This window comes from Sphaerisporangium dianthi (genome assembly GCF_042654065.1).
GTDB classification, from domain to species: Bacteria; Actinomycetota; Actinomycetes; order Streptosporangiales; family Streptosporangiaceae; genus Sphaerisporangium; species Sphaerisporangium dianthi.
Genome location: NZ_JBHSFP010000039.1, coordinates 1 through 23,998, shown reverse-complemented (window position 1 = coordinate 23,998; position 23,998 = coordinate 1). Strand labels below are relative to the sequence as shown.

20 protein-coding genes and 1 pseudogene are annotated in these 23,998 nt (G+C 70.7%); 11 read left to right on the top strand and 10 right to left on the bottom strand.

Going from position 1 to position 23,998, the window contains the following annotated elements:
- Positions 1 to 130: 130 nt before the first annotated feature.
- Both ACFO60_RS35355 and ACFO60_RS35350 read right to left on the bottom strand, forming a co-directional pair.
- Positions 131 to 979, bottom strand: coding sequence for a L,D-transpeptidase (locus tag ACFO60_RS35355; RefSeq protein ID WP_380849840.1), 849 nt, complete (start codon positions 977 to 979; stop codon positions 131 to 133).
- Positions 980 to 1,085: 106 nt separating this feature from the next.
- Positions 1,086 to 1,919 (bottom strand): Ig-like domain-containing protein, encoded by an 834-nt coding sequence (locus tag ACFO60_RS35350; RefSeq protein ID WP_380849837.1) that lies wholly within the window; start codon positions 1,917 to 1,919, stop codon positions 1,086 to 1,088.
- Positions 1,920 to 1,985: 66 nt separating this feature from the next.
- On the opposite strand from ACFO60_RS35350, the gene ACFO60_RS35345 reads away from it, so the two are divergent.
- Together ACFO60_RS35345 and ACFO60_RS35340 are read left to right on the top strand one after the other, a co-directional pair.
- On the top strand, positions 1,986 to 2,336 hold the full coding sequence (locus ACFO60_RS35345) for a hypothetical protein (RefSeq protein WP_380849834.1): 351 nt from the start codon (positions 1,986 to 1,988) through the stop codon (positions 2,334 to 2,336).
- Positions 2,337 to 2,552: 216 nt separating this feature from the next.
- The gene (locus ACFO60_RS35340) at positions 2,553 to 3,527 is read left to right on the top strand and encodes a zinc-binding dehydrogenase (RefSeq protein ID WP_380849831.1); all 975 of its coding nucleotides are present in this window, start codon (positions 2,553 to 2,555) and stop codon (positions 3,525 to 3,527) included.
- Here ACFO60_RS35340 and ACFO60_RS35335 read toward each other — a convergent pair.
- The 7 genes from ACFO60_RS35335 to ACFO60_RS35305 all read right to left on the bottom strand — a co-directional run bounded on the left by ACFO60_RS35335 (position 3,505) and on the right by ACFO60_RS35305 (position 12,965).
- The gene (locus ACFO60_RS35335; protein ID WP_380849828.1) at positions 3,505 to 3,663 is read right to left on the bottom strand and encodes a hypothetical protein; all 159 of its coding nucleotides are present in this window, start codon (positions 3,661 to 3,663) and stop codon (positions 3,505 to 3,507) included. The two genes, ACFO60_RS35340 and ACFO60_RS35335, sit on opposite strands and share 23 nt — an antisense overlap.
- A complete protein-coding gene (locus ACFO60_RS35330) occupies positions 3,660 to 4,415 on the bottom strand; it encodes a PadR family transcriptional regulator (RefSeq protein ID WP_380849825.1) in 756 nt (251 codons plus the stop codon). Before ACFO60_RS35330 ends, ACFO60_RS35335 begins: the two co-directional genes overlap by 4 nt.
- The gene (locus ACFO60_RS35325) at positions 4,412 to 5,206 is read right to left on the bottom strand and encodes a DUF4097 family beta strand repeat-containing protein (RefSeq protein ID WP_380849822.1); all 795 of its coding nucleotides are present in this window, start codon (positions 5,204 to 5,206) and stop codon (positions 4,412 to 4,414) included. Before ACFO60_RS35325 ends, ACFO60_RS35330 begins: the two co-directional genes overlap by 4 nt.
- A gap of 100 nt (positions 5,207 to 5,306) precedes the next feature.
- Complete coding sequence (locus ACFO60_RS35320; RefSeq protein WP_380849819.1) at positions 5,307 to 5,483, bottom strand: DUF6104 family protein; 177 nt, start codon at positions 5,481 to 5,483, stop codon at positions 5,307 to 5,309.
- A gap of 91 nt (positions 5,484 to 5,574) precedes the next feature.
- Positions 5,575 to 9,270, bottom strand: coding sequence for a multifunctional oxoglutarate decarboxylase/oxoglutarate dehydrogenase thiamine pyrophosphate-binding subunit/dihydrolipoyllysine-residue succinyltransferase subunit (locus ACFO60_RS35315; RefSeq protein WP_380849816.1), 3,696 nt, complete (start codon positions 9,268 to 9,270; stop codon positions 5,575 to 5,577).
- A gap of 297 nt (positions 9,271 to 9,567) precedes the next feature.
- A complete protein-coding gene (locus ACFO60_RS35310) occupies positions 9,568 to 10,233 on the bottom strand; it encodes a B3/B4 domain-containing protein (RefSeq protein WP_380849814.1) in 666 nt (221 codons plus the stop codon).
- Between the two features lie 98 nt (positions 10,234 to 10,331).
- Complete coding sequence (locus ACFO60_RS35305; RefSeq protein WP_380849812.1) at positions 10,332 to 12,965, bottom strand: glycoside hydrolase family 9 protein; 2,634 nt, start codon at positions 12,963 to 12,965, stop codon at positions 10,332 to 10,334.
- Between the two features lie 361 nt (positions 12,966 to 13,326).
- Between ACFO60_RS35305 and ACFO60_RS35300 the strand changes: the two genes are divergently transcribed.
- The 4 genes from ACFO60_RS35300 to ACFO60_RS35285 all read left to right on the top strand — a co-directional run bounded on the left by ACFO60_RS35300 (position 13,327) and on the right by ACFO60_RS35285 (position 17,227).
- Complete coding sequence (locus ACFO60_RS35300; RefSeq protein ID WP_380849809.1) at positions 13,327 to 13,905, top strand: winged helix-turn-helix domain-containing protein; 579 nt, start codon at positions 13,327 to 13,329, stop codon at positions 13,903 to 13,905.
- Positions 13,906 to 13,954: 49 nt separating this feature from the next.
- Positions 13,955 to 15,274, top strand: coding sequence for an MFS transporter (locus tag ACFO60_RS35295; protein ID WP_380849806.1), 1,320 nt, complete (start codon positions 13,955 to 13,957; stop codon positions 15,272 to 15,274).
- A gap of 119 nt (positions 15,275 to 15,393) precedes the next feature.
- Positions 15,394 to 16,545 carry an MBL fold metallo-hydrolase gene (locus ACFO60_RS35290; RefSeq protein WP_380849803.1) on the top strand — a complete coding sequence of 384 codons (1,152 nt, stop codon included), beginning with the start codon at positions 15,394 to 15,396 and terminating at the stop codon, positions 16,543 to 16,545.
- Between the two features lie 97 nt (positions 16,546 to 16,642).
- Complete coding sequence (locus tag ACFO60_RS35285; RefSeq protein WP_380849800.1) at positions 16,643 to 17,227, top strand: DUF305 domain-containing protein; 585 nt, start codon at positions 16,643 to 16,645, stop codon at positions 17,225 to 17,227.
- Positions 17,228 to 17,243: 16 nt separating this feature from the next.
- Here the strand turns inward: ACFO60_RS35285 and ACFO60_RS35280 are convergent, their stop codons facing one another.
- Entirely contained in the window at positions 17,244 to 18,302 is a 1,059-nt protein-coding gene (locus ACFO60_RS35280) for an NAD(P)H-dependent amine dehydrogenase family protein (protein ID WP_380849797.1), read from the bottom strand.
- A gap of 234 nt (positions 18,303 to 18,536) precedes the next feature.
- Here ACFO60_RS35280 and ACFO60_RS35275 point away from each other — a divergent pair, with 234 nt between their 5' ends.
- The 5 genes and pseudogenes from ACFO60_RS35275 to ACFO60_RS35255 all read left to right on the top strand — a co-directional run.
- Positions 18,537 to 19,433: an SDR family oxidoreductase gene (locus tag ACFO60_RS35275; protein WP_380849794.1), complete on the top strand. Its 897-nt coding sequence runs from the start codon at positions 18,537 to 18,539 to the stop codon at positions 19,431 to 19,433.
- Between the two features lie 246 nt (positions 19,434 to 19,679).
- Positions 19,680 to 20,852, top strand: coding sequence for an ROK family transcriptional regulator (locus ACFO60_RS35270; protein WP_380849791.1), 1,173 nt, complete (start codon positions 19,680 to 19,682; stop codon positions 20,850 to 20,852).
- Between the two features lie 151 nt (positions 20,853 to 21,003).
- On the top strand, positions 21,004 to 22,512 hold the full coding sequence (locus ACFO60_RS35265; protein ID WP_380849788.1) for a sugar ABC transporter ATP-binding protein: 1,509 nt from the start codon (positions 21,004 to 21,006) through the stop codon (positions 22,510 to 22,512).
- Positions 22,509 to 23,648, top strand: coding sequence for an ABC transporter permease (locus ACFO60_RS35260; RefSeq protein WP_380849785.1), 1,140 nt, complete (start codon positions 22,509 to 22,511; stop codon positions 23,646 to 23,648). The genes ACFO60_RS35265 and ACFO60_RS35260 overlap by 4 nt, the downstream gene beginning before the upstream one ends.
- 136 nt (positions 23,649 to 23,784) lie before the next feature.
- Positions 23,785 to 23,998, top strand: a pseudogene (locus tag ACFO60_RS35255) (sugar ABC transporter substrate-binding protein); the annotation flags it as partial.

Here is a 23,998-nt window from a genome sequence, read left to right as displayed (position 1 = left end):
GAGCAGGACGGCCGCTTCTGCTGACCGTCGGTCGATGTGACGTTCTGTGCATTACCGATCGCGGAGTGCTGATCTTCCGGGGGTGCGGAAATGACGGGCTTGTCGTCGCGGAGGGGCCACAGGGGAGGGGTTAGTCGGTGATGATGATCATGGTGCCGGGGGGGAGGTGGGTGACGGCGTCGAGGGCGGCTTTGGGGAGGCGGACGCAGCCGTGGGAGATGGCCTGGCCGAAGACGCTCTTGTCGGGCCAGCCGTGCAGGCCCACGGTGCCGGGGCCGCCGTCGAAGGTCTTGAGCTTCTCCGAGTGCGCGCCGAGCGGCAGGATCACCGGGCTGTAGTCCACGCCGGAGGGGGAGAGCGCGGCGAGCAGGAAGGTGCGGCCGACGGGCGTGGGCGTCTGCTTGGTGCCGATGGCGACCCGCCATGATCCGGTCTCCCGGCCGTCCTCGTGCACGGTCAGCCGGCGCGTCGACAGGTCGATGCGCACCTCGTAGGGGCTGTGCGATTCCGTGGTCTTGCCGTCGCCGGTGTGGATCCAGCCGGTGGAGCCGTTGGGCCTGCTCGGGAGCAGGACGCGCATCCAGCCGGGGCGCGTCTCCACCACCGGGAGCCAGGTGGGCTTGTCGAGCTGGGTGGTGGGGAGAACGGCGATGGCGGGGCCGCCGGGTTCGGCGTAGACCACCTTGGGGGCGCGCGGGTGCACGACGTGGCCGTCATTGGCGGCGTAGGGCTCCGGGTCGGGTCCGGCCTTGCTGATCGTGGTCCACGTCGTCGATCGAGGCAGGGCGGCGAACTGCTTGGCGGTCACCTTCGCCGGAGGGATGGGCTTGACCGGGGTGGGCGTGGCCGGCGGGGTGGCGAGCTCGCGGTCGAACTTCCAGTTCGTGAAGATCACCAGCATCGCCAGGCCCAGCAGGACCGTGGCGACGACCGCGGCGACGATGACGAAGGTGCGCGTGGATCGGCGGCGAACGTACATGGGGACCCCCGGAATTACTGGCTGCTGCTCTTCGCGGTTCGCGGGAGGCGAGCCGGAGGGCCCGTCCAGGTGATCGGACGGGCCCTCGTGGCCCCGGGACGGTGGATCAACCCGTCACGGCGAAGTGATGGACCGGCCGCGGCCGCTCCTTCTTGTAGTGCTTCTTGTGGTGGTAGGGCTTCTCGTGGTGCCTGTGCATGGGCACCCACCGGTGACGCTTGGAGTCCCAGTACTCGCGGTGACCGCCGCCGTGGTCGAACCAGCCCTCGATGTGCCGGCGGATGCCCTTGTCGAGCAGGATGGTCTTGTCGTTCTCGTCGTGCCACCACTTGTCGCAGCGGCGGCGCAGGTTCTCCCACTCCTCCTTGGTGTGGTGCGAGGAGATGCCGTGGCGGTCCTCGGCGTCCTTCAGGCGCCTGCAGTGACGCTCGTCCTCGTCGTCGTGGCGGCTGAGCTTGGAGTCGTCCTGGTCGTCCCACTCGTCATCGTGGTCGGACTTGGCCGCTTCCTTCTTCTCGGACTCGACTCGATGGACGAGCGTCGCGATGCCACTGGGGTCGAAGGAGGTGTTGCCCAGGTACTGGGCGGTGATGGCGTGGGTGCCCTCGGCCAGGGTGGTCGTCGTCAGGGTCGCCTGGCCGCCGGTCAGGAGGTCGACGGTGCCGAGCTCCACGGTGCCGTTCTTGAAGACGACCTTGCCGGTCGGAAGGATGCTGGTACCGGTCGCCGTCACCGTGGCGGTGAAGGTGACCGCGTCGCCTCGCCGGGACGTGGTGCGTGACGAGGTGAGTGTCGTGGTCGTGGCGATGGCCCGCCGCACGGTGACGGTGAACCCGGGCTTCACGGGCCCGGCCGGAAGCAGGGATGCCGCCTTCGTGCCGAGGTCCTGCGGGGCCGTGACCGCGCTCGCACTGGCGGGTGCCGCGGCGAGCGCGCCCATCGCGAGAGCGCCCGTGAGAGCTGCCGTCAGCCATGAACGACCGACATTACGTTGGAGAGAGCGTGGATGACCGACGTCTATCATAAAGCGGTCCTTTTCTTTCTGCAGTTCAAAGTAAAGGAGCACCTCGATGCTGGCGCGCCTGCATGTCCGACCCTACTCATGGTCGACCTCAATACCGTTGTCCGACATGCGGGAGATTCGCGTAAGCGGCGCGGTAATTGCAAAAAACAGAAGGCGGCTACTCGGCCATTTTTCGTGATAAGTCGGGCGGCGTTCGGGCTGCTCCAAGCGCTGGAAGCCCTGCCACAGCGCGGAAAGCGGCTCCGGGTAAAAATCGGACGACCCGCATCAGCCATTCAGCGTGGCAGCGTGAAATTTCTGTGGTGTGCGCGTGTCGGCGGATGCGTATTGTGATGATCTGTCCGTGATTGCGGTCTTATTCGGACAATCGCCGCAGGCGTCGGCGAACACGCCGTGGCGAAGCGGTTGGCCCCAAGGGAGGCTTTCCGGGATTTCGCGATGATATCGACGGGTTTCTCCTCCCGTGGAGAGCCGAACCAGGGGCGCGCGGCCTCGCGCGCGAGGGGTGGGAGCGCGGGACAAGGTCGATCTCGGCGGTAGGGTGCGGCCATGTTCGCCGTGACATGCGCAAGCACCGACCCAGACAACCCTCTCGCCGGGCTCGCCCTCGGCGAGCATCCCGAGCCGAAGGCCCCCGACGGGTGGGCCGTGGTCACCGTCAAGGCGACCGCGCTCAACCACCACGATCTGTGGACGCTCAAGGGCGTCGGCATCCGTCAGGACCGGCTCCCCATCGTCCTCGGATGCGACGCCGCCGGCGTGGACGAGGACGGCAACGAGGTCATCGTGCACGCGGTGATCGGCACCCCGGTCGAGGGCGACGAGACGCTGGACCCCAGACGCTCGCTGCTGTCGGAGGTCCACGACGGCACGTTCGCCGAACGGGTCGTGGTCCCGCGCGCCAACCTGGTGCCGAAGCCGGCCGCGATCTCGTTCGAGGAGGCCGCCTGCCTGCCGACGGCGTGGCTGACCGCCTACCGGATGCTCTTCGAGAAGTCCGGGCTGCAACCCGGGTCCACCGTGCTCGTCCAGGGGGCCGGCGGCGGGGTGGCCACCGCGCTCATCGCGCTCGGCCGCGCGGGCGGCTATCGGGTGTGGGCGACCAGCCGCTCGGAGGACAAGCGGGCCGGGGCGCTGGAAGTCGGCGCCGACCAGGTGTTCGCCTCGGGAGCCCGCCTGCCCGAGCGGGTCGACGCGGTGATGGAGACGGTGGGGCAGGCCACCTGGGACCACTCCCTGAAATCGCTGCGGCCGGGCGGCCGCATCGTCGTCTCGGGGGCGACGAGCGGCGCGGTGCCGCCGGCCGATCTGAACCGCGTCTTCTTCCTGCAGTTGTCGGTGGTCGGCTCGACGATGGGCACGCGCGACCAGCTCGGGCGGCTCGCCACGTTCCTGGAGCAGACCGGTGTGCGTCCCATCGTGGACCGCGTGCTGCCGCTCGGCCGGGCCGAGGAGGGGTTCGCCGCGCTGGAGAGGGGTGAGGTGTTCGGGAAGGTCGTCTTCACGCTGCCCGCGGGCGGGTGAGACGCCCGGCGAGGCCGTCCTGCTCGGCGGCCTCGTCCTGCTGGACGGCTTCCGGCTGGTCGTTCCACGGCGCGCACGACTGAGGGTGGGCGCCGAGGCGGAGCAGCGGGGGGCGGAAGCCGTACAGGATCATCATCGGAGCGTGGAACGGATGCGGGTGGCCGCCTCGTACAGGGCGTCCTGGGCGGTGGCGAGGGCCTCGTCGCTCACCGAGGACGCCGCCGCGGCGCCGCGGATCTCCTCGACGAACTCGGCCAGCATGCGGCCGAGCTCGGCGTCGCGGTCGCGTGAGCCGTGCCCCTGCCAGGCGCCGCCCCATGCCCCGCGCAGCCAGTCCTGCTTCCAGCGCTGGGTCTCTTCCTTCCAGACCCGCCTCTGCCGCTCGAACTCCTGCTTCTGCTCCTTCCACACCTGCTTCTGCTCGCGCCAGGCCTGGCGGTAGTCCTCCTTGGCGGTGCGGAACTCGTCCTTGGCCTCCCGCTGCTCCTCGCGGCCGGTCTGGCGCACCTCCCGGGCCATCTGGGTCAGCTCGTCGCGCAGGGAGCGCACGGTGTCGCGGACGTCCTCCTTGACCTCGCGGGCGATGTCGCGGACGGACTGCGAGATCTCCTGTTCCAGGTCGGCCAGCTCGTCCATGCGCGCCTCCAGCTCGGCGCGGCCCTTGGCGGTGATCGTGAAGACCTTCTTGCCGTCCACGACCTCGTGGGTGACCAGGCCTTCCTCCTCCAGGCGGGCCAGCCGCGGGTAGATCGTGCCGGGGGAGGGCGAGTAGACGCCGAGGAAGCGGTCCTGCAGCAGCCTGATCACCTCGTAGCCGTGCCGCGGGCTCTCTTCCAGCAGCTTGAGCAGGTACAGCCGGAGGCGGCCATGGGCGAAAACGGGGCTCACTGGTCTCTCCTCAGAAGCGTCACGTCGGCCGACACCGTGACCGCCGACAAGGAGGCCATGCCTCCGCCGAGCCGGCCGGACATCGATTTGGCACCGGGGCGGTTGCTGTTGTCAAGGCCCGCGAACGCGCTGTTCAACCGGCCGGACGTCGAGCGCAGCGACACGTCGGCGTCGACGGTGCCCGGCAGCCGCACGACGATGGCACCGGAGACGCTGTGCAGGGTGACGTGGCCGGTCGGCGGCAGCGCGAGGTCGGCTGTGATGCGGCCGGACACGGTGTTGGCGCGCAGGCGGCGCGGCGTGCCGCCGGCCACGGTGAGCTCGCCGCCGACGCTGGTGAACGACAGGTCTCCGGCCAGCCCCCGGCTCTCGACCGCGCCGGACACCGTCTCGGCCTCGATCTGGCCGCTGACGCCGTCGAGCACGATCTCGCCGGACACGCTCTTGACGTTGGTGCGCCTCTCGAAGCCGGCGACGACCGCGGAGGCGGAGATCACCCCGGCCTGGACCGGGCAGTCCTTGGGGACGGTGAGGGTCAGCGTGGTGTCGCGCCGGCCGGGCCGCAGCCAGCCGAGGATGCCGTCCCAGGTGAGATCCTTGTACGCCACCGTCAGCCGGCCGTTCTCGTCATGCTCGACGATCAGCGGGGGCGTCTCGATGTCGCTCACTTCGAGGCTCGGCGGCCCGTCACTGGCGAGCACGGCGAGGCGGCCGGCGACGATGCGGACGCTCAGCTCGCTCACCGCCTCGAACGTGAGTTTCTCCGGCTTGTCGATGGTCCATCTGGGCATGGTCTCGCCCTTCGACGACGTTGTGGATGCTTCCACTGGACACGATATATCGCGTTGGCGAGAAGTCAAGATGTATCGCGTTCGGCGAAGGTCGTCGCCGTCAGTCGTCCTCGTCGTCCAGGCGGGCCAGCCACGTGGCCAGGCGCTCGACCGGGACCTCGAACTCGGGGTTGAGGTCCACGAACTCGCGCAGCCGCTCGGCCAGCCAGATGATGCCGACCTCCTCCTCGCCGCGCCGCTCGACCAGCTCTTCGATGCCCCTGTCAGTGAAATACATCGATCCTCCATGGCATAGGCAGACATATGGGGAAGTCCCCCACAGGACGCCTGTGGGGGACTTCTGTGATGCGGATGACCGGCGTGATCGGTCAGCCGAGAGCCTCGGCGACGATGTGCTCGATCTCGGCGTCGTGCGTGGCGTGCGAGCCGGCCGCCGGGGAGGAGTTGGCCGCACGCGACACCCGGCGCAGCCGCCGGCCGTCGAGCAGGCCGGGCTCCTCGGTGAACTTCAGGGTGAGGTACGGCCACGGGCCCATGTTGATGGGCTCGTCCTGCGCCCAGACCAGTTCGGTGTCCGCGCCGTAGCGCGACAGCTCGGCGCGCAGCTCTTCGGCCGGGAACGGGTAGATGCGCTCGAGCCGCACGACCGCCACGTCCGTGCGCTCCTGCTTGTCACGGGCGGCCGCCAGGTCGTAGTAGACCCTGCCGGAGCAGAGCACCACGCGCCTGACGTTCGACGGGGTGACGGTGGCGTCGCCGATCACCGGGCGGAAGGCGCCGGAGGTGAACTCGGCGGTCGCCGAGGCCGCCGCCTTGTGCCTCAGCAGGGACTTCGGCGTGAAGACGATCAGCGGCCTGCGGCGGTTCGACAGCACCTGCCAGCGCAGCAGGTGGAAGTAGTTCGCCGGCGTGGTCGGCTGGGCGACCGTCATGTTGTCCAGCGCGCACATCTGCAGGAACCGCTCGATGCGGGCGGAGGAGTGGTCGGGCCCCTGGCCCTCGTAGCCGTGCGGCAGCAGCAGCACGACCGAGGAGCGCTGGCCCCACTTCTGCTCGCCGGACGAGATGAACTCGTCGATGATCGACTGCGCGCCGTTGGCGAAGTCGCCGAACTGCGCCTCCCAGGCGACCAGGGCGTCCGGTCGCACGACGCTGTAGCCGTACTCGAAGCCCATGGCCGCGAACTCCGACAGCAGGGAGTCGTAGACGTAGAACTTCGTGGTGCCCTGGTTGAAGGCCTTCAGCGGCGTGTGGTCCTCGCCGGTGACCCGGTCGACCAGCACGGCGTGCCGCTGGCCGAAGGTGCCCCGGCGGGAGTCCTGCCCGACGAGGCGGACCGGATGGCCGTCGATCAGCAGGGAGCCGAAGGCCAGCGTCTCGCCCATGGCCCAGTCGACGGCGTCCTCGGTGATCATCTGGCCGCGGCGTTGCAGCACCGGGGCCAGACGCGGGTGCACCGTGAAGCCCTCGGGCAGGGTGAGCTGCGTCTCGACGACCCGCTTGATCGTCTCTTCGGAGATCGCGGACGGGGTGTCGTCGTGCGACCACGGCACCACCTCGTCGGGGGCCGGCTTGACGACCGCGCCCGGCTCCAGGGGCTTCTTGCCGGCCTCACGCGTCTCGGTGAAGGCCCGCTCGAGCTGCTCCTGGTAGTCGCGCAGCGCCTGCTCGGCCTCTTCGACCGTGATGTCGCCGCGCCCGATCAGCGCCTCGGTGTACAGCTTCCGGATCGAGCGCTTCGCGTCGATCAGGTCGTACATCAGGGGCTGGGTGAAGCTCGGGTTGTCGGCCTCGTTGTGCCCGCGGCGGCGGTAGCAGACCAGGTCGATGACGACGTCCTTGCGGAACTTCTTGCGGTACTCGTAGGCCAGCTGCCCCACGCGGACCACGGCCTCGGGGTCGTCGCCGTTGACGTGGAAGATCGGCGCCTGGATCATACGCGCCACGTCGGTGGCGTACACGCTTGAGCGGGAGGAGGCGGGGGAGGTGGTGAAGCCGACCTGGTTGTTCACCACGACGTGCACCGTGCCGCCCGTGCGGTAGCCGCGCAGCTGCGACAGGTGGAGCGTCTCGGCCACCACGCCCTGCCCGGCGAAGGCCGCGTCGCCGTGCACGAGCACCGGCAGGACGGTGAAGCCCTCTTCGCCGCGCTCGAGGAGGTCCTGCTTGGCGCGGACGACGCCTTCGAGCACCGGGTCGACGGCCTCCAGGTGGGAGGGGTTGGCCACCACCGACGCGGCGATCTTCTTGCCGCGGGGCGTGGTGAAGTCGCCGGACGCGCCGAGGTGGTACTTCACGTCACCCGAGCCGTGGGCGCTGCGCGGGTCGAGATTGCCCTCGAACTCGCCGAACACCTGGGCGTAGGACTTGCCGACGATGTTGGCGAGGACGTTCAGCCGGCCGCGGTGGGCCATGCCGATGACGACCTCGTCGAGCTCCTCGTCGGCGGCGTCGCTGATCACCGAGTCGAGCAGCGGGATCAGGGACTCGCCGCCCTCCAGCGAGAAGCGCTTCTGCCCGACGTACTTGGTCTGGAGGAAGGTCTCGAACGCCTCGGCGGTGTTGAGCCGGCGAAGGATGTGCAACTGCTCTTCGCGGCTCGGCCGGGCGTGCGGCTTTTCGACCATGCTCTGGATCCAGGCCCGCTCTTCGGGGTTCTGGATGTGCATGTACTCGATGCCGACCGTGCGGCAGTAGGAGTCGCGCAGCACGCCGAGGATGTCGCGCAGCTTCATCAGCGGCCTGCCGCCGAAGCCGCCGGTGGCGAACTCGCGCTCGAGGTCCCACAGGGTGAGGCCGTGCGACTTGATGTCCAGGTCGGGGTGCTTGCGCTGGTTGTACTCGAGCGGGTCGGTGTCGGCCATGAGGTGGCCGCGCACGCGGTAGGCGTGGATCAGCTCGATGACGCGGGCCGACTTGGCGACGTCGTCGTCGTGGGTGGCCGAGATGTCCTGGACCCAGCGGACCGGCTCGTAGGGGATGCGCAGCGACTGGAAGACCTCGTCGTAGAAGCCGTCCTGGCCGAGCAGGAGCTGGTGGATGCGGCGCAGGAAGTCGCCCGACTGCGCACCCTGGATGATGCGGTGGTCGTAGGTGCTGGTCAGCGTCATGACCTTGCTGACCGCCAGGCGGTTGAGCGTCTCGGGGGAGGCGCCCTGGTATTCGGCGGGATACTCCATCGCGCCGACGCCGATGATCGTGCCCTGGCCCGGCATCAGGCGCGGGACCGAATGGACGGTGCCGATGGTGCCGGGGTTGGTCAGGCTGATCGTCGTGCCCGCGAAGTCGTCCACGCCGAGCTTGCCGCTGCGGGCCTTGCGGACGATCTCTTCGTAGGCGGTCCAGAACTGGCGGAAGTCGAACGTTCCGGCGTTCTTGATCGACGGGACGAGGAGCTGGCGGGTGCCGTCGCTCTTCTGCACGTCGATGGCGAGGCCCAGGCCGACGTGCTCGGGCTTGATCAGCGTCGGCTTGCCGTCGATCTCGGCATAGGAGTGGTTCATGTCAGGCATCGCGGCGAGCGCCTTGACTATGGCGAACCCGATGAGATGAGTGAACGACACCTTGCCGCCGCGACCGCGGGAGAGGTGGTTGTTGATGACGATGCGGTTGTCGATGAGCAGCTTCGCTGGGACCACGCGGACGCTCGTGGCGGTGGGGACCGCCAGGCTGAGGTCCATGTTCTGCGCGGTGCGGGCGGCCGCCCCGCGCAGCCGCACCTCTTCGGCGCCGGACGGGGTGGCCGGCGCGGGCTTGGCCTTTTGGGGCTGCGCGCTAGGAGCCGGAGTCGTCGGGGCGGCCGGGGGAACGGCCTTCGCCGGCGCGGGCTGCGGCGGCGGTGCGGTCGCGGTCGCGGCTGCGGCGTCGGCCGTCGTGCCGTTGGACCCCTCGGGCGCCTGCGTGCGGCTCGTGCCGGAGTTGGGGTTGTAATCAGCGAAGAAGTTCCACCAGGCGCGGTCGACAGACTCGGGGTCCTGGAGGTACTTCTGGTACAGCTCGTCGACAAGCCACTCGTTCTGGCCAAAGTTGGTCATGGGGTTTGTCCGCGACGACTCAGACGACACGGCGGAAATCGCCCTCTTCCGCAGATCGGCGTTGTTGATTGAAGAACCTGTCCAAGGCTACTCGCCCGCAGAAGTAACGTGTGCGCTCTGTGGCCGGGCTCACGCCCGATCATCCCAGGACCGTTCAAACTGGTCACGCCCAGGTAGTCAGTCCGGGGGGTGAGGCCATGCTCACCTTCAGGACCGTCGCTCTCGCGGCGTCGCCACATGCCCGCCCGGCGGGTTTGCGCGGGCGCGGACATGGCGGAAGGACAGGCGGGCCCACGAGCCGTGGCCCGGCGCGGACAGGGCGGGAGTTCAGGCGGGGCCCACGAGCCGTGACTCGACGCGCACGCTGGGCGTGATCTCGCGCAGCAGGCCGCGGAGCTCGTCCTCCGCCGCCGACAGCTCCTCCAGCGACATCGGCGCGAGCCGCTCGAGCAGGAACAGCGCGTCCACGGTGCTCTCGGTGATGCGGGTGCGCACGCACTGGCGCCAGTTCCACCTGCGGCAGGTGACCCCGCGGTCGTCCCGCCAGACCACCTCGCCGATCTCGGGATGGTCGATGACCGTCTCCCCCTTCTCGACGGCGTCGAACGGCTCGTCGCCGCTCGCCCGGACGAGCCTTGCCGTGCCCTCGTAGTGCGCCAGGTCCTCGCCGCCGACGGGCAGGACATGGCGGATGCTGACCGAGTTGTAGGCGTCCACGACCAGGTTGATCTCGGGAGGCGGCATCCGGCGCACCAGCGCGTCGACCGAGGGGCGGGTGCGCTGTGGCTTGGCGCCGAAGGCCCGGTAGGCGTCCTGCCAGGCCAGGATCTTCTCGTGGTCGGGCCGCGCCGCGGTCGCCGCCGCCTCGGCCAGCCACGCGCGCGAACGCTCGTCGGACGGCCCGTTGCGCAGGCCGTACGCGCCGATGGCGAGGACGTGGAAGTCCGGCCGCAGGAGGGTGACCGCCTCGTCGACCCAGATGGCTCCGATCATGCGCACGACCATAACGCCTGCCGCTGCGGGCCCGTTCCCGGCCGGCCGGGGGAGGCGGCCGGCCGGGTCAGGGGCGATCGGGGCGGGAAGGGAAGGGGTCAGGCGCAGGCGGCGCCGTTGAGGGTGAACAGGTCGGGGTTGGGGTTGGCGCCGCCGGAGGTGGTGCCGAGGAAGCCGAACGTGATCGACTGTCCCGGCCTGATCTTGGAGTTGGTGGACACGTTCTTCGCGGTGACGGTCGCGCCGCTCTGGGTGAGCCCGGCGTTCCAGGACTGGCCGGCCTTCTGCCCGCCGAGGAACGACCACTTGAGGCTCCAGCCGTCCACCGTCGTGCCGCCGGTGTTCTTGACGGTGACCTGGGTGGTGAAGCCGCTGGGCCACTGGCCGTGCGTGGTGTAGGTGACCTGGCACGTGCCGGGGGCCTTCACGGTGCCGTCGCCCTGGTCGGCGACGAACGCCGAGACCCACGACAGCGGCGAGTTCCAGTTGATCGTCAGCTCGTTGGTGGCCCAGGAGTTGATGTCGTCGATGTAGCAGAACTGCGGCTTGCAGTTCTTCAGCTTCTCCGCGGCGAGCGGGTCCTGGATGCCGGAGTTCGGGCCGCCGGCCAGGGTGCCCTTGGGCGGGTTCGGCAGCGTGGCGTCGAGCTGGTGGGTGTACCACCGGCTGTGCTGGTTGTGCGAGCTCACCTCGCCGTACCCGGTGACGTACGACTGGTTCAGCGCGTTGCGGCCGAAGATGTAGTCGATGCCCTGCAGCACGCCGTCGCGGTACTTGCGCGTGCCGGTGATGTCGTAGGCCGCGGCCATGACCACCATGTTGTTGAGCACGAGGTTGTTGGAGCCCCAGTCGTAGGTGGGCGGGTTGTAGGGCACGCCGTACGGGTGCGCGGTGAGCGTCGCCAGGTACTTGTCCGCGCCGGCGACCACGGAGGCGCGCACCTGGTCGCGGCCGGGCAGCGCGTTCGGCACCGTGGCGAGGTCCAGGCGGCCGAGCTGGGCGACGTGGCCCCAGTCGAAGCCGCGCTCGCCCCAGATGTCGGCGGTGTGCAGCGGCGACGCGAGCACGTAGTCGTTGAACTCCTTCTCGCCGGTCGTGATGTACAGCTCGGCCGCGGCCCAGTAGAACTCGTCGCTGACGTCGGCGTCGTCGTAGGTCCCGCCGCCGGTGCCGTCGGAGGGCGAGGCGAGCCGGCCGGGGTTGGCCTTGGCGGCGGCCCAGGCCTTGCGGGCGGCGGTCAGGTTCTTGGCCGCGAACGCCGCGTCGTAGGGGGCGAACAGCCGGGCGGCCTGGGCGGCGGTCGCGGCCAGGTTCAGCGTGGCGGCGGTCGAGACGGGGTGCAGCTCGCGCTTCTGCGGGTCGAGGTGCGGCAGCGTCGGCAGCCCGGTCCAGGCCTGGTCGTGGATCTTGTGGTGGGCCATGCCCGCGTACGGCTTGCCGTCGGGGACCTGCATCTTCAGCAGGAACTCCTGCTCCCAGCGGGCCTCGTCCAGGATGTCGGGGACGCCGTTGCCGCTCTCCGGCAGCCGGAGCGCGCCGTCGCCCAGGGGCTTGGCCGTCGGGGCGTTCTTGGTGCGCTCGAACTCGCTCATCAGCTGGGCGACCGAGATGCCGCCGTTGACGACGTACTTGCCGTGGTCGCCCGCGTCGTACCAGCCGCCGGAGACGTCCAGGGTGTAGTCGCAGACCCCGGGCTGGCAGGGGACGGTCGTGTCGCCCTGGTTCGGCGCGACGCCGACGTGGCCGGCGGGACGGCCGTAGCCGGGGCGCAGGTCGTCACTGATCGCGATGCCGCTGCGCTGCGGGTAGTAGAACTTCAGCGCGTCGGAGCGCAGGGTCTCGTACGCGCCGGCGCCGATGTCGAACGGCCGGCTGGTCTCGCCGTCGGCCGTCAGCGTGTAACCGGCGCCCGGCTTGGTGTAGGCGCCGAAGTCGATGGAGTGGACGTTCTGCCCGGAGCTGGCGTCGACGCCGCGCGGAGTGGAGGCGCCGGAGGCGACGACCTTGCCGGCGGAGTTCTTCAGCCGCCAGGGCAGGGCGGCGGCCGCCTCGGTGACCACGGTGGCGTTCTTCGGGCCCTTCGGCAGGTAGGCCACCTGGTTGACGCGGACGCGCGGGCCGGTGTCCGGAACGTACACCTCCGGCTCGGCGCCGCCCTTGAGGCTCACGTTGTCCAGGCAGAACCGCCATGGCGTGGCGCTGCCGCCGAGCTGGAACACCACCTGGCCGGTGGCCAGGTCGACCGGCGAGGTGAAGGTGAAGGCGTGGTCGCCGCCGTCCGGGGTGAGCTCGGGGTTGGCGGTCAGGTACGCCGTGTACGGGTCGACGGGCAACTGCACCAGCGCCCGGCCGACCTTCGCCGGGTCGGCGGAGGCGGAGAAGCCGTACGCGTAGGTCTCGCCCTGGACCAGGGGGATGTCGTTCTGGCCGATGATGACGTCCCACGGGTTGATCGTGCCGCCGGGGATGTCGGCGCAGAGCTTCCCGCCGGTGGTGTCGAAGGTGATGTTCTCGGTGTGCCACCAGGGGTCGCTGCCGCTGTCGAAGGTCCCGTTGCGGATCTGCTCGGGTCCGTCGAGGGCGGCGGCGCTCGCGGCGGCGGTCCGCGCCTTCGCGGGCGTCGTGTTCGTACCGGACGCTTGGGCGGCCGGACTGGAAAGGGCGGACGCGGCCAGCGCGGCCGCCGCGGTGACGGCCAGTGAGGCCGCCCACCGCCGGGATGGTCTGATCACGCGATTTCCCCAGGTGTCAAGGTCGGAGCGTCTGCGAGAACGCGTGTGGGAGCGCTCCCAAGACGACGGTTCCCGTGATGTTTCCAATGCGTGTCCGGACCGTCAATGGAACGGTGCCGCCCTTGTGGCCGCCGCGCGATCGGGCGCGGCCGGGGTCGGTCACCGGTGTGACGCCCGCCGGTCCCCGAGGTGTGCGGACTGCCTCTCGGAGGTCGCCGCGTCGCCGGTCGCCGGTCTGCGGCCGCTGCGGCGTCCCGCTGAAAGTTTCAGGCATCCAGGTCGCGAGGAGTGAGGGGATCATCGCGTCGAATACGGCAAAGATACCTTTGCAAAGTCAGCTTTGCAAAGGTATCTTTGCGATATGAGCGAGGACTCCGACACCTACCGGGTGAGCGATCCGCAGGCACTGAAAGCCGTGGCCCATCCGCTGCGCGTGCGGTTGCTGGGCGCGCTGCGCGTCGACGGGCCGGCAACGGCCACCGAACTGGCCACGAGGTTCGGCGAGAGCTCCGGCTCGACCAGCTACCACCTGCGGCAGCTCGCGCGATACGGCTTCGTCGAGCAGGATCCCGAACAGCGCGACGCGCGCGAGCGCCGCTGGCGGTCCGTCCACGTCTACACCTCGTGGAGCGAGCTGGAGATCGGCGGCACCGCCGAGGGCCGGGAGGCCGCGGGATTCATGCGCGACAGGCAGACAGAGGTGCTGATGGCCAACCGTGAGGCGTTCGAGCGCGAGCGCGACGCCTGGGGCCCGGAATGGATCGACGCCGCCGGCCAGTCGGACGACCTGGCGCGGCTCACGCCCGCGTCGCTCAAGCTCCTGTACCGGCGCGTCCAGGCGATGGTCAAGGAGATGGAGGCCGCCGACGCCGCCGACCCCGCCGCCGAGCGGGTCATGCTGCACTTCGCCGCCTTCCCGATCAGGAGGTTCGTCAAATGAGCGCCGACAGCCCCGCCGCCGCGGCCTTCCCGGGCGGGGGGTGCGCGGCATGAGCGCCGGCCGCCCCGCCGCCTCCGGCCGCGGCGCGCTCTCCGCCGGCGCCGCGCTGCGGCGCTACCTGCTCGTCAGCTTCCTGACGTGGTTCCCGACCGGCCTGATGCTGGCGTCGATGGTCCTGCTGATGACCTCCCGCGGGCTCGACCTCGCGCAGGTGGGCGTCGTGACCGCCGTCTTCTCGGTCGCCGCCGCGGTCCTGGAGCTGCCCACCGGCGGTCTGGCCGACGTCCTCGGCCGGCGGGTCGTGCTCGCCGCCTCCGCCCTGTTCAGCGTCGTGGCCATGAGCCTGATGGCCGTGGCCGGCTCGTTCTGGGCCTTCGTCGTGGTGGCGGTGTTCAAGGGCGTCGCGCGTGCGCTCTCCAGCGGGCCGGCCGAGGCCTGGTACGTCGACACCTTGCACGCGGCCGAGGGGCCCGAGGCCGATCTCAAGCCGGGCCTGGGCAGGGGGGAGGCCATGGGGTCGGCGGCGCTGTGCGTCGCCACCCTCATCGGCGGTTTCCTGCCGCTTCTGGCGCCCGGCGGCCTGGCCGCCTCCATGGTCGCCTCGGCGGGGGCGGCGGCCGTGCTGTTCGTCGTCGTGCTCTTCGCGATGCCCGAGCCGCCGCGCCCGCGTCCTTCGCTCAGGTCGGTGCTGCGGGACGTGCCGGTCACCGTCGGCTCGGGCCTTGAACTGGCGTTCACCCGCGCCGGGCTGCGCCGCCTGGTGTTCATGGCGTGCGTCCTCGGCGTCGGGCTCAGCGCCGTCGAGATGCTCACCCCGGGCAGGCTGGCGGCGCTCACCGGCACGGTGGAATCCGGTGGCTCGGTGTACGCGCTCGTCGCCGCGGCCGGGTTCGGCGCCAGCGGCCTCGGGGCCTGGCTCGCTCCCCGGGCGGCCCGGCTGATGCGCGGGCCGGTCGCGGCGGCGGTCGCGGGCACGGTGGCCGGCGCGGTGGCGCTGGCCTTCCTGGCGGCCTCGGTGGCGCTGTCCGGGACGGCGGGCATCGTGGCGGCCGGCGGCGCCTACGTCGTCATGTTCGCGGCGGTCTCCGTCGCCGAGATCATGCGCGCCGAGATGCTGCACCAGCGGGTCGCCTCCTCGCGGCGCGCCACCCTGATGTCGGTCGACTCGCTGCAGCTCCAGCTCGGCGGCCTGGCCGGCTCCCTCGGCCTCGGCCTGCTGGCGGAAAGGGCGGGCACGGCCGCCGCATGGTGGGTCGCGGCCGGGGTGCTGCTGCTCTCCGCCCCGCTGTACCTGCGGCTCCCGCCGGCCGGAGCCGGGCCGCGGGCCGGGCACGAGCTCGTCCGCGAAGAGGAACCGGAGCCCGCCTAGACCGGCGGCGACCACCCCCGAGTAGAACAACATTCGGTGGCCGGTGCACAATCGTGGACGTCGGGCCGGTCGCGGATGCCGGTGCCGGCGGCAGGCGTCGAAGTCCGGAGGGAGCGCGAATGGGCGAGCAGGGGGCGGGGCCCGCCGTCGAGGCGGCGCGGGACGCGGCGGCCGAGCCGGGCAGGCGGGTGACCCCGGCCAACCCGGCGCAGCGGGACGCCTGGCTCGGCGGGGCCATGCCCGAGGTCGAACAGGTGCGTCCGGGGCTGTGGTCCATCCCGGTGCCGATCCCGGTCAATCCCCTGAGGTACGTCCTGGTGTACGCGCTGGAGCTTCCCGGCGGTGTCGCCATCATCGACGCGGGCTGGAACACCGAGGAGGCGTACGCGGCGCTCGCCGGCGGCCTCGGCGTGGCGGGGTACGCGATGACCGACGTGCGCGCGGTGCTGGTGACCCACATCCACCCCGACCACTACGGCCTGGCCGGGCGGGTCCGGGAGGCGTCCGGCGCGTGGATCGGCCTGCACGAGGCGGACGCCGCGCTGCTCCACGAGCGCTACGACGAGTCGAGGATCGACGCGCTGGTCGAGCGCGAGCGGGCGCAGCTCGTGCGCGGCGGCGTGCCGCCGGTCAGCGTGGACGAGCTGAGCGGGGCGTCCAAGATGATCCGGCAGTACGTGACGATGGCCGGGCCCGACAGGCTGATCGAGGACGGGGAGGTCCTCGACCTGCCCGGATGGGACCTGCGCGCCGCCTGGACTCCCGGGCACTCGCCGGGGCACCTGTGCTTCTACTCCCCGTCCCGGCGGGTGCTGTTCTCCGGCGACCACGTGCTGGCGAGGATCACGCCGATCGTCGCGGTCCACTCGCAGTCGGCGCCGGACCCGCTCGCCGACTACCTCGCCGCCCTGGCGTCGGTCAGGGATCTCGCGGTGGACGAGGTGCTGCCCGCGCACGAGTTCCGCTTCCTGGAGCTCGCCGACCGGGTCGACTACGTGACCGCGCACCATGTCCGCCGGCTCGCGGAGATCGAGGCGGCGGTGGCCGGGTCGCGGGGGGCGGCGTGCTGGGACATCACCACCCGGCTCACCTGGTCACGGCCGTGGGAGACGATCCCGGCGTTCATGCGCAGGGCCGCCACGAACGAGACCCTCGCCCACCTGGTGTACCTGGAGGCGCGGGGACGGGTCCGCCGGGTCCCCGGCGCGAGGGAGGACGAGCCAGACCTGTGGCACCCGGCGGACGAGCCGGCGGCTTCGCCTTTCCGGTGAACGCCGCGCGCCGAATGCTCGTATCCCGGTACGAACCAGCCGTGGGGATGTCGCGCGCGGCGCGGTGAGAACGGCACAAGGGCGAGGTGGACGCAGCATGGGCAGGACGTCGGGCATTCCAGCGGTCGCGCTCGCCGCGTTGCTGGGCGTGTGCGGGGTGACCGGTCTCACCGGGTGCGCCTCGGCGTCCGGCGGCCGTGCCGTCTCGGTGGCCGCGACCTACGCCATCCCCTACAACCTGACGGACGTGCTGTTCTCGCGGGAGATGATCCTGCACTACCGGCAGGCGATCACGATGGCGCGGCTCGTCCCAGGCCGCAGCCGTGACCCGTTCGTGCGCGGCCTGGCGGACCGGATCGTCAAAGAGGAGGGCGCCCAGATCGACGTGCTGGCCGGCTCGCTGAGGACCTGGGAGTTCTCGGTGCCGGACTCCGGCAACCCGCCGGTGCACCAGATGGAGGGCATGCTGTCCCCCGCCCGGTTGCTGCTGCTCAAGGGCAGGTCGGGCGCCGAGTTCGACCGCCTCTGGCTCACGACGCTCGCCCGGCACACCGACTACGGCGTGCGGCTCGCCGAGAAGGCCGGCGCCGAGGGCAAGGACGCCAGGACCGTCCGGCTCGCCCGCGCCACCGCGACCGCGCAGAAGGCCCTGCTCGCCCAGATCATCCAGCACCTGTCGTGACCGCGAGGCCGGCCGGTCAGGGGAGGCGGGTGGTGTTGCGGCCGGTGGCCATGGGGAGGTCGAGGAGGGTGCGGATGCCGGGCGGGGCCGCGCACACCGCGGCGATCGAGTTGACCGCGTGCGCGGCGGCGCCCGCCAGCCCGTGGGACATCTCGTCGATCTTGAGCATGAACTGCGGGCGACCCTCGATGTGGATGGCGAAGCCCGGCTCGGGCCACCGGCGGACCTTGGCGGCGTCGGCCTTGTAGACGCACTCCACCGTCATGAACGGTCGTCCCCGCACCAGCCCCGAGAAGATCCACCGCGAGGCGCAGACCGTGCCGGGACGGATGACGCCGGCGGTGATCTCCAGCTGCTCGGCCGCCAGCTCGTACTCGTCGGTCTCTTCGACCTCGTCGAGCTTGACGCCGAGCGCCTCCGCGACGAGCTGGACGCTCTCGGAGAACAGCGCGCGCTGGACGGCCCTGAAGGGGCGCACGGTCGTCGCGTAGTCCTTGGGCGGGCGGCCGAAGCCGATCAGGTCCATGACGATCCGCCGTGACGGGTGCCCCTGGTAGTCGGAGGACTCGCGCACGTAAATGTGGTCGAGCCGCGTCGACAGGCCGGTGAGGGCCAGCGGCAGCAGGTCGCTCATGAAGCCGGGGTTGATGCCGGTGCCGTGCACCGAGGTGCCGCCGGCTTCGCACGCGGCCTCCAGCTGACCGACGACGCCGGCGCCGTACACCTGCGGGTAGATGAACCCCGTGGTGGTGATGACGTTCTTGCCCGAGGCCAGCAGCGCGCAGACCGTCCGCAGGTCGGAGGCGTAGTGGCCGCCGAAGTAGGCGGCGGGCAGGGGCATGTGCAGCACGCAGTCGGCCTCGGTGGCCATGACGCGGTCGACGTCGTCGTGGCACAGGACGCCGGTCTCGGGCAGTCCGACCAGCCCGCCGGCGTCCAGGCCGACCTTGTCGGGGTCGTACACGAGCACCCCGGCGAGCTCGAACTCGGGCCGGGTGATCAGGCTGCGCAGTGCGTAGCCGCCCACGGCGCCCGTGGCCCACTGGATCACGCGGAGAGGCGGCTGTGCGGGCATGCGAGCCTCCAGCCCGGCATGTCTCGGACGGGGCCGTGCGGAGATAGGGGTCGACGCTGACCCTCGCCCTGGGGGGCAGAAACTCTAGCAGAACCGGCCGCGTCCGATCACTATCCGCTACGTGCGGATGCGGGTTGTTCCGCGGGGGTCTGGGGGATGACGGCATCGCGCGATATTCTGAGATCAGCTTTCTAGAATCTTATTCTCCTGGATTCCCTCGAAGGGGTGGGCGGCATGTCGGAACTCAGGTTCGACGGAAAGGTCGCGGTCGTCACCGGGGCCGGACACGGTCTCGGCCGGTCGCACGCGCTCCTGCTGGCCGAACGCGGCGCCAAGGTCGTGGTCAACGACCTCGGCGGCGCGCTCGACGGCACCGGCGCGTCCGCGGGTCCCGCGGCCGAGGTGGCCGAGTTGATCACCAAGAACGGCGGCGAGGCGGTCGCCAACGCCGACAACGTGGCGACGCCCGAGGGCGCGGAGGCGGTCGTCCAGGCCGCCCGCGACGCGTTCGGACGAGTGGACATCGTGGTCAACAACGCCGGCATCCTGCGGGACAAGTCCCTCGGCAAGATGGCCGTGGAGGAGTTCGACGCCGTGCTGGCCGTGCACGTGCGCGGCTCGTTCCTGGTGAGCCGGGCGGCGTTCCCGCACATGAAGGAGCAGCAGTATGGCCGCATCGTCAACACCTCCTCGCCCGCCGGCCTGTTCGGCAACTTCGGCCAGGCCAACTACTCCACCGCCAAGATGGGCCTGGTGGGGCTGACCAAGACCCTGGGCATCGAGGGCGCCCGCGCCGGCATCAAGGCCAACGCGATCGCGCCGATCGCCTGGACGCGCATGACCGAGTCCCTGCTGCCGGCCGAGTTCGAGGAGAGGTTCACCGCCGACCGCGTGAGCCCGCTCGTCGCGTTCCTCGCCCACGAGAGCTGCGAGACCAGCGGCGAGGTCTTCAGCGTGGGGGCGGGCCGCATCGCCCGCGTCTTCGTGGCGGAAGGGCCGGGCTGGCGGACCGACGACCTGACGGTGGAGGCCATCCGCGACAACTGGGAGGCCATCCTCGCCGAGGAGCCCTACCTGCGGCCGACCACCTTGGGCGAGCAGGCCACCGCCTCCATGAAGGCCATGCTCTGACCACGCGTCCGACGATGCTCTGAAGGGGCCGCGCGATCACGGACGTCTCCCGCGACCGCGCGGCTTCGTCGTTCGCGGGGGCTCCCCGGTGGGGGGAGGGGTTGGACAGCGGGGGTGACCTGGGTCACGAGCTTTTGTTGATAACAGCGAAAGTTGTGGATCGTCATCAAAAAGTGCTTTTCAGCACGGCGGAAGTGAACTAGCTTCAGCGTCACATCACTCCGAACCGGAGGTGCTGTGAAACGCATGCCCGTACGGCCGGACAACGTGCACCAGGCGGCTCTGCTGCGCCTGCTGCGCGATGGCGGCCGGTCGCGCGCGGAGCTGGGGGACGACATCGCGCTCTCCCGCTCCAAGCTCAACCTCGAGCTGGACCGCCTCATCGAGACAGGTCTGGTCGAGCAGGCCGGCCTGGCGGCCTCACGCGGCGGGCGGCGCTCCGGCATGGTCAAGCTGTCGTCCGCGATGCGGTTCGCCGGCATCGACATCGGCGCCACTTCGGTGGACGTGGCGGTCACCAACGGCGAGCTGGAGATCCTCGGCCACGTGAGCGAGCCGTGCGAGGTGCGGCAGGGACCCGTGGCGGTGCTCGGCGTGGCGATGGAGCTGCTCGCCAAGCTCCGCGAGCAGGGGCTGTTCACCCAGCTCCACGGGGCCGGCATCGGAGTGCCCGGTCCGGTGAGCTTCCGCGAGGGCGTGCCGTTCTCGCCGCCGATCATGCCCGGCTGGGACCGCTACCCGGTGAGGGAGGCCGTCAGCCAGGAGCTCGGCTGTCCCACCATGGTCGACAACGACGTGAACCTCATGGCGCTCGGCGAACTGCACACCGGCCTGGCCAAACAGGTCGACGACTTCCTGCTCATCAAGATCGGCACCGGCATCGGCTGCGGCATCGTGGTCGACGGCAAGATCTACCGGGGCGTGTCGGGCAGCGCGGGCGACATCGGCCACATGCGGGTCGACGACCAGGGGCCGATCTGCACGTGCGGCAACACCGGCTGCCTGGAGGCCTACTTCGGCGGCGCCGCGCTCGCCAGGGAGGCGGTCAGGATCGCCCCGCGGTCGCCGTACCTCACCGAACGGCTGGCCTTCGGCGGCAAGCTGTCCGCCGAGGACGTGGCGGCGGCGGCGACCCTCGGCGACCCGGCCGCGATCCAGCTCATCCGGGACGGCGGACGGCAGGTGGGACAGGTGATGGCCGGCCTGGTCAGCTTCTTCAACCCCGGTCTAGTGATCATCGCTGGAGGCGTGGCCCAACTGGGCCACGTACTACTGGCGGAGATCAGGAGCGTCGTCTACCGAAGATCGCTGCCGCTGGCCACGGGGAACCTGCCGATCGTGCTCTCCGAACTCGGCGGCGCCGCCGGGGTCATCGGGGGCGCACGTCTGATCAGCGACCACGTCTTCACCGCCCCATAGCCGCCCGTGCCGGGACCGGCCCCCGGGGCCACCGCCCCGATTCACCGGAAAATGACCCTTTCACCCGCCTCTCCCACCCCGCTAGCCTCTCCCGCACCGTGACTTGTTACTCCCCACCCCTACCCCCCACCCGATCCACTTCGGAGGCCCCGTGAGCGACCTGCTGATCATGCGCGGGATCGTGAAGCAGTTCCCCGGCGTCCGCGCCCTGGACGGCGTCGACCTGGACGTCCGGGCGGGCGAGGTCCACTGCCTGCTCGGGCAGAACGGCGCGGGGAAGTCCACCCTGATCAAGATCCTCGCCGGAGCGCACCGGCCGGACGAGGGCACCGTGACCTTCGGCGGCGAACCGGTGCGCTTCGCCGGGCCCATCGCGGCCATCAAATCGGGCATCTCGACGATCTACCAGGAACTCGACCTGGTCGACGGGCTGTCGATCGCGGAGAACATCTTCCTCGGCCACGAGCACGCCGCGTTCGGATTCACGCGCAAGCGGGACATGAACCGGGCCGCCGTCGGGCTGCTCAACCGGCTCGGCCACGGCGAGATGCGGCCCGCGACCGAGGTCGGGCGGCTCTCCGCGGCGGGAAAGCAGATCGTCAGCATGGCGCGGGCCCTGTCGCACAAGGCCCGGCTGATCGTCATGGACGAACCGTCCGCGGCCCTCGCGCACGACGAGGTGGCCAACCTGTTCCGCGTCATCAGGGACCTGACCGCGCAGGGTGTGGCCGTCGTCTACATCTCCCACCGGCTGGAGGAGATCCGCGAGATCGGCGACCGGGTCACCGTGCTCAAGGACGGCAGGACGGCCGCCGTCGGGCTTCCGGCGCGCGAGACGCCGACCTCCACGGTCGTGTCGCTGATGACGGGCAGGGAAGTGGAGTACGTCTTCCCGCCACGGCCCGCGCCCGGATCGCACGACGACCGTCCTGAGGTGCTGAAGGTCGAAGGCCTGACGCTGCCCGGCCACTTCGCCGACGTCTCGTTCAGCGTGAGGGCGGGCGAGATCGTCGGCTTCGCGGGCCTGGTCGGCTCCGGCCGGTCGGAGATCGTCGAGACCGTCTACGGAGCCCGCAAGGCCGCCGCGGGGCGGGTGCTCCTCGAAGGCCGGCCCGTGACGCCCGGCAGCACCGGCCGGGCCGTACGGCTCGGCATGGGGCTCGCGCCGGAGGAGCGCAAGTCACAGGCCCTGCTGATGAACGAGACGGTCGCCCGCAACATCACCATCGCCGGGCTGACGAAGTACTCCTGGCTGGGCTGGATGGACCGCAGGGGAGAGAACGCCGCGGCCGCGAGCCTGGTCAAGTCGCTCGACATCCGCCCCCCCGACCCGGGTCGTCCGGTCAGGACCCTCTCGGGCGGCAACCAGCAGAAGACCGTGTTCGCCCGGTGGCTCATCGAGGACCGCAAGCTGCTGATCCTCGACGAGCCGACCCGCGGCGTCGACGTCGGCGCCCGCGCCGAGCTGTACGCCGTGATCCGGCGGCTGGCCGACGAGGGAGTGGGCGTGCTGTTGGTGTCCAGCGAGGTCCCGGAGGTGCTCGGCCTGGCCGATCGGGTCCTGGTCCTTCGCGAAGGCAAGGTCATTCACGAGTCGGACGCACGCGATCTCGACGAGCCGCGCGTCCTCGACATGATCATGGAAGGGAGCGCGCTGTGACGGACGCACGCGCCTCGGACGGCGGCACTCCGCGCGATGTCGGCGAGCCGGCCCCGCAGGACGACCGCGCGCCCGGCGGCGGCACATCTCAGGACGACCGCACGCCCGAGGAGGCTCGGCCGCCCGCCGACGAGCACACCCGCGTGGAGGATCAGGCGCGGGCCACCGCGGCCGCCTCCGGCCCCGGTGTGCTGGGCCGGGTGGGGCAGGCCCGCCATCTCGGCCTGGTGGTGGCTCTGGCGCTGCTGGCGGTGGTCGGCCTGGTGACCACTCCCGAGAGCTTCGCCACCTCCTCGAACCTCGTCAGCATTCTCGCCCTGGCCTCGACGATCGGCGTCATCACCGTCGGCATGACCTTCGTCATCATCGGCGGCGGCATCGACCTGTCGGTCGGGGCGATCATGGCCATCGCGTCGGTGTGGGCGACGACGCTCGCCACGCAGGCGTACGGGCCGGTCGTGATGGCGATCTGCGCCATCCTGGTCGGCACGGGCGCGGGACTGCTCAACGGCTTCCTGATCTCCTACGGGCGGATGGTGCCGTTCATCGCGACGCTCGCCATGCTGGTGGCGGCGCGAGGCCTCGCGCAGCGCATGTCCGACCGCAGGACCCAGCTCGTGCAGCCGGACAACAGCGCCATCGTGGAACTGTCCACCACACGGGTGCTCGGCCTGCCTCTGCTGGTCTACATCTTCGCGCTGGTGGTCGCCATCGGGTGGCTCGTGCTCAACCGCACGACCTTCGGACGGCGCACCTACGCGGTCGGCGGCAACCCGGAGGCCGCCCGTCTCGCCGGCATCAACGTGCGGCGTCACACGATGACGCTGTACGCGCTGTCCGGCCTGTGCTGCGGCATCGCCGCGGTGATCATCATGGCCCGTACGACCACGGGCTCCAGCACGCACGGCGATCTGTACGAGCTCGACGCGATCGCCGCGGTCATCATCGGGGGAACCTTGCTCACCGGTGGCCGGGGAACCATCATCGGCTCGATCCTCGGGCTGCTGATCTTCACGGTCATCACCAACCTGTTCATCCTCAACGGCCTCAACACCAGCGATCAGCTCATCGCCAAGGGACTGATCATCGTGATCGCGGTGCTGCTGCAGCGGCGAAGCCTGGAATCGCGAACGTAGGCAGGTCACCGCGCCTGCCCGGTTCAGGCCCACGACCTCGGGCCCGCGGTCCTGCTCGCAGCCCCAGCCCGCAGGCCCGGAACGCGTTTCTCGCGCCGAGGCCCGCGACCCCCCGAAACCAGAAGGAGAAAGTCATATGGATAAGCGCGTCGCCAGGCGAGGGTTCCTCGTCAGCGGAGCCGTCGTCGGCGCGGGTGCCCTCGTCAGCGCCTGCACCAGCAACGAGCCCGCTGCGGCTCCTGCCAGTTCCGCCGCCGCCCCTGCGGCGGCCGCGGGCGGCACTGACAACGACAAGCCGGGTACCAAGGTCGTGATCGGGTTCTCGGCTCCTGCGGCCGATCATGGGTGGA

Bases quoted from the DNA above. Each gene is read 5' to 3' on its own strand.
- ACFO60_RS35290 (WP_380849803.1), top strand. From the start codon at position 15,394: ATGGGCGAGCAGGGGGCGGGGCCCGCCGTCGAGGCGGCGCGGGACGCG.
- ACFO60_RS35325 (WP_380849822.1), bottom strand. From the start codon at position 5,206: ATGCCCAGATGGACCATCGACAAGCCGGAGAAACTCACGTTCGAGGCG.
- ACFO60_RS35295 (WP_380849806.1), top strand. From the start codon at position 13,955: ATGAGCGCCGGCCGCCCCGCCGCCTCCGGCCGCGGCGCGCTCTCCGCC.
- ACFO60_RS35310 (WP_380849814.1), bottom strand. From the start codon at position 10,233: ATGATCGGAGCCATCTGGGTCGACGAGGCGGTCACCCTCCTGCGGCCG.
- ACFO60_RS35300 (WP_380849809.1), top strand. From the start codon at position 13,327: ATGAGCGAGGACTCCGACACCTACCGGGTGAGCGATCCGCAGGCACTG.
- ACFO60_RS35275 (WP_380849794.1), top strand. From the start codon at position 18,537: ATGTCGGAACTCAGGTTCGACGGAAAGGTCGCGGTCGTCACCGGGGCC.
- ACFO60_RS35285 (WP_380849800.1), top strand. From the start codon at position 16,643: ATGGGCAGGACGTCGGGCATTCCAGCGGTCGCGCTCGCCGCGTTGCTG.
- ACFO60_RS35280 (WP_380849797.1), bottom strand. From the start codon at position 18,302: ATGCCCGCACAGCCGCCTCTCCGCGTGATCCAGTGGGCCACGGGCGCC.
- ACFO60_RS35350 (WP_380849837.1), bottom strand. From the start codon at position 1,919: ATGGGCGCGCTCGCCGCGGCACCCGCCAGTGCGAGCGCGGTCACGGCC.
- ACFO60_RS35320 (WP_380849819.1), bottom strand. From the start codon at position 5,483: ATGTATTTCACTGACAGGGGCATCGAAGAGCTGGTCGAGCGGCGCGGC.
- ACFO60_RS35270 (WP_380849791.1), top strand. From the start codon at position 19,680: ATGCCCGTACGGCCGGACAACGTGCACCAGGCGGCTCTGCTGCGCCTG.
- ACFO60_RS35345 (WP_380849834.1), top strand. From the start codon at position 1,986: ATGACCGACGTCTATCATAAAGCGGTCCTTTTCTTTCTGCAGTTCAAA.
- ACFO60_RS35335 (WP_380849828.1), bottom strand. From the start codon at position 3,663: ATGATGATCCTGTACGGCTTCCGCCCCCCGCTGCTCCGCCTCGGCGCC.
- ACFO60_RS35340 (WP_380849831.1), top strand. From the start codon at position 2,553: ATGTTCGCCGTGACATGCGCAAGCACCGACCCAGACAACCCTCTCGCC.
- ACFO60_RS35355 (WP_380849840.1), bottom strand. From the start codon at position 979: ATGTACGTTCGCCGCCGATCCACGCGCACCTTCGTCATCGTCGCCGCG.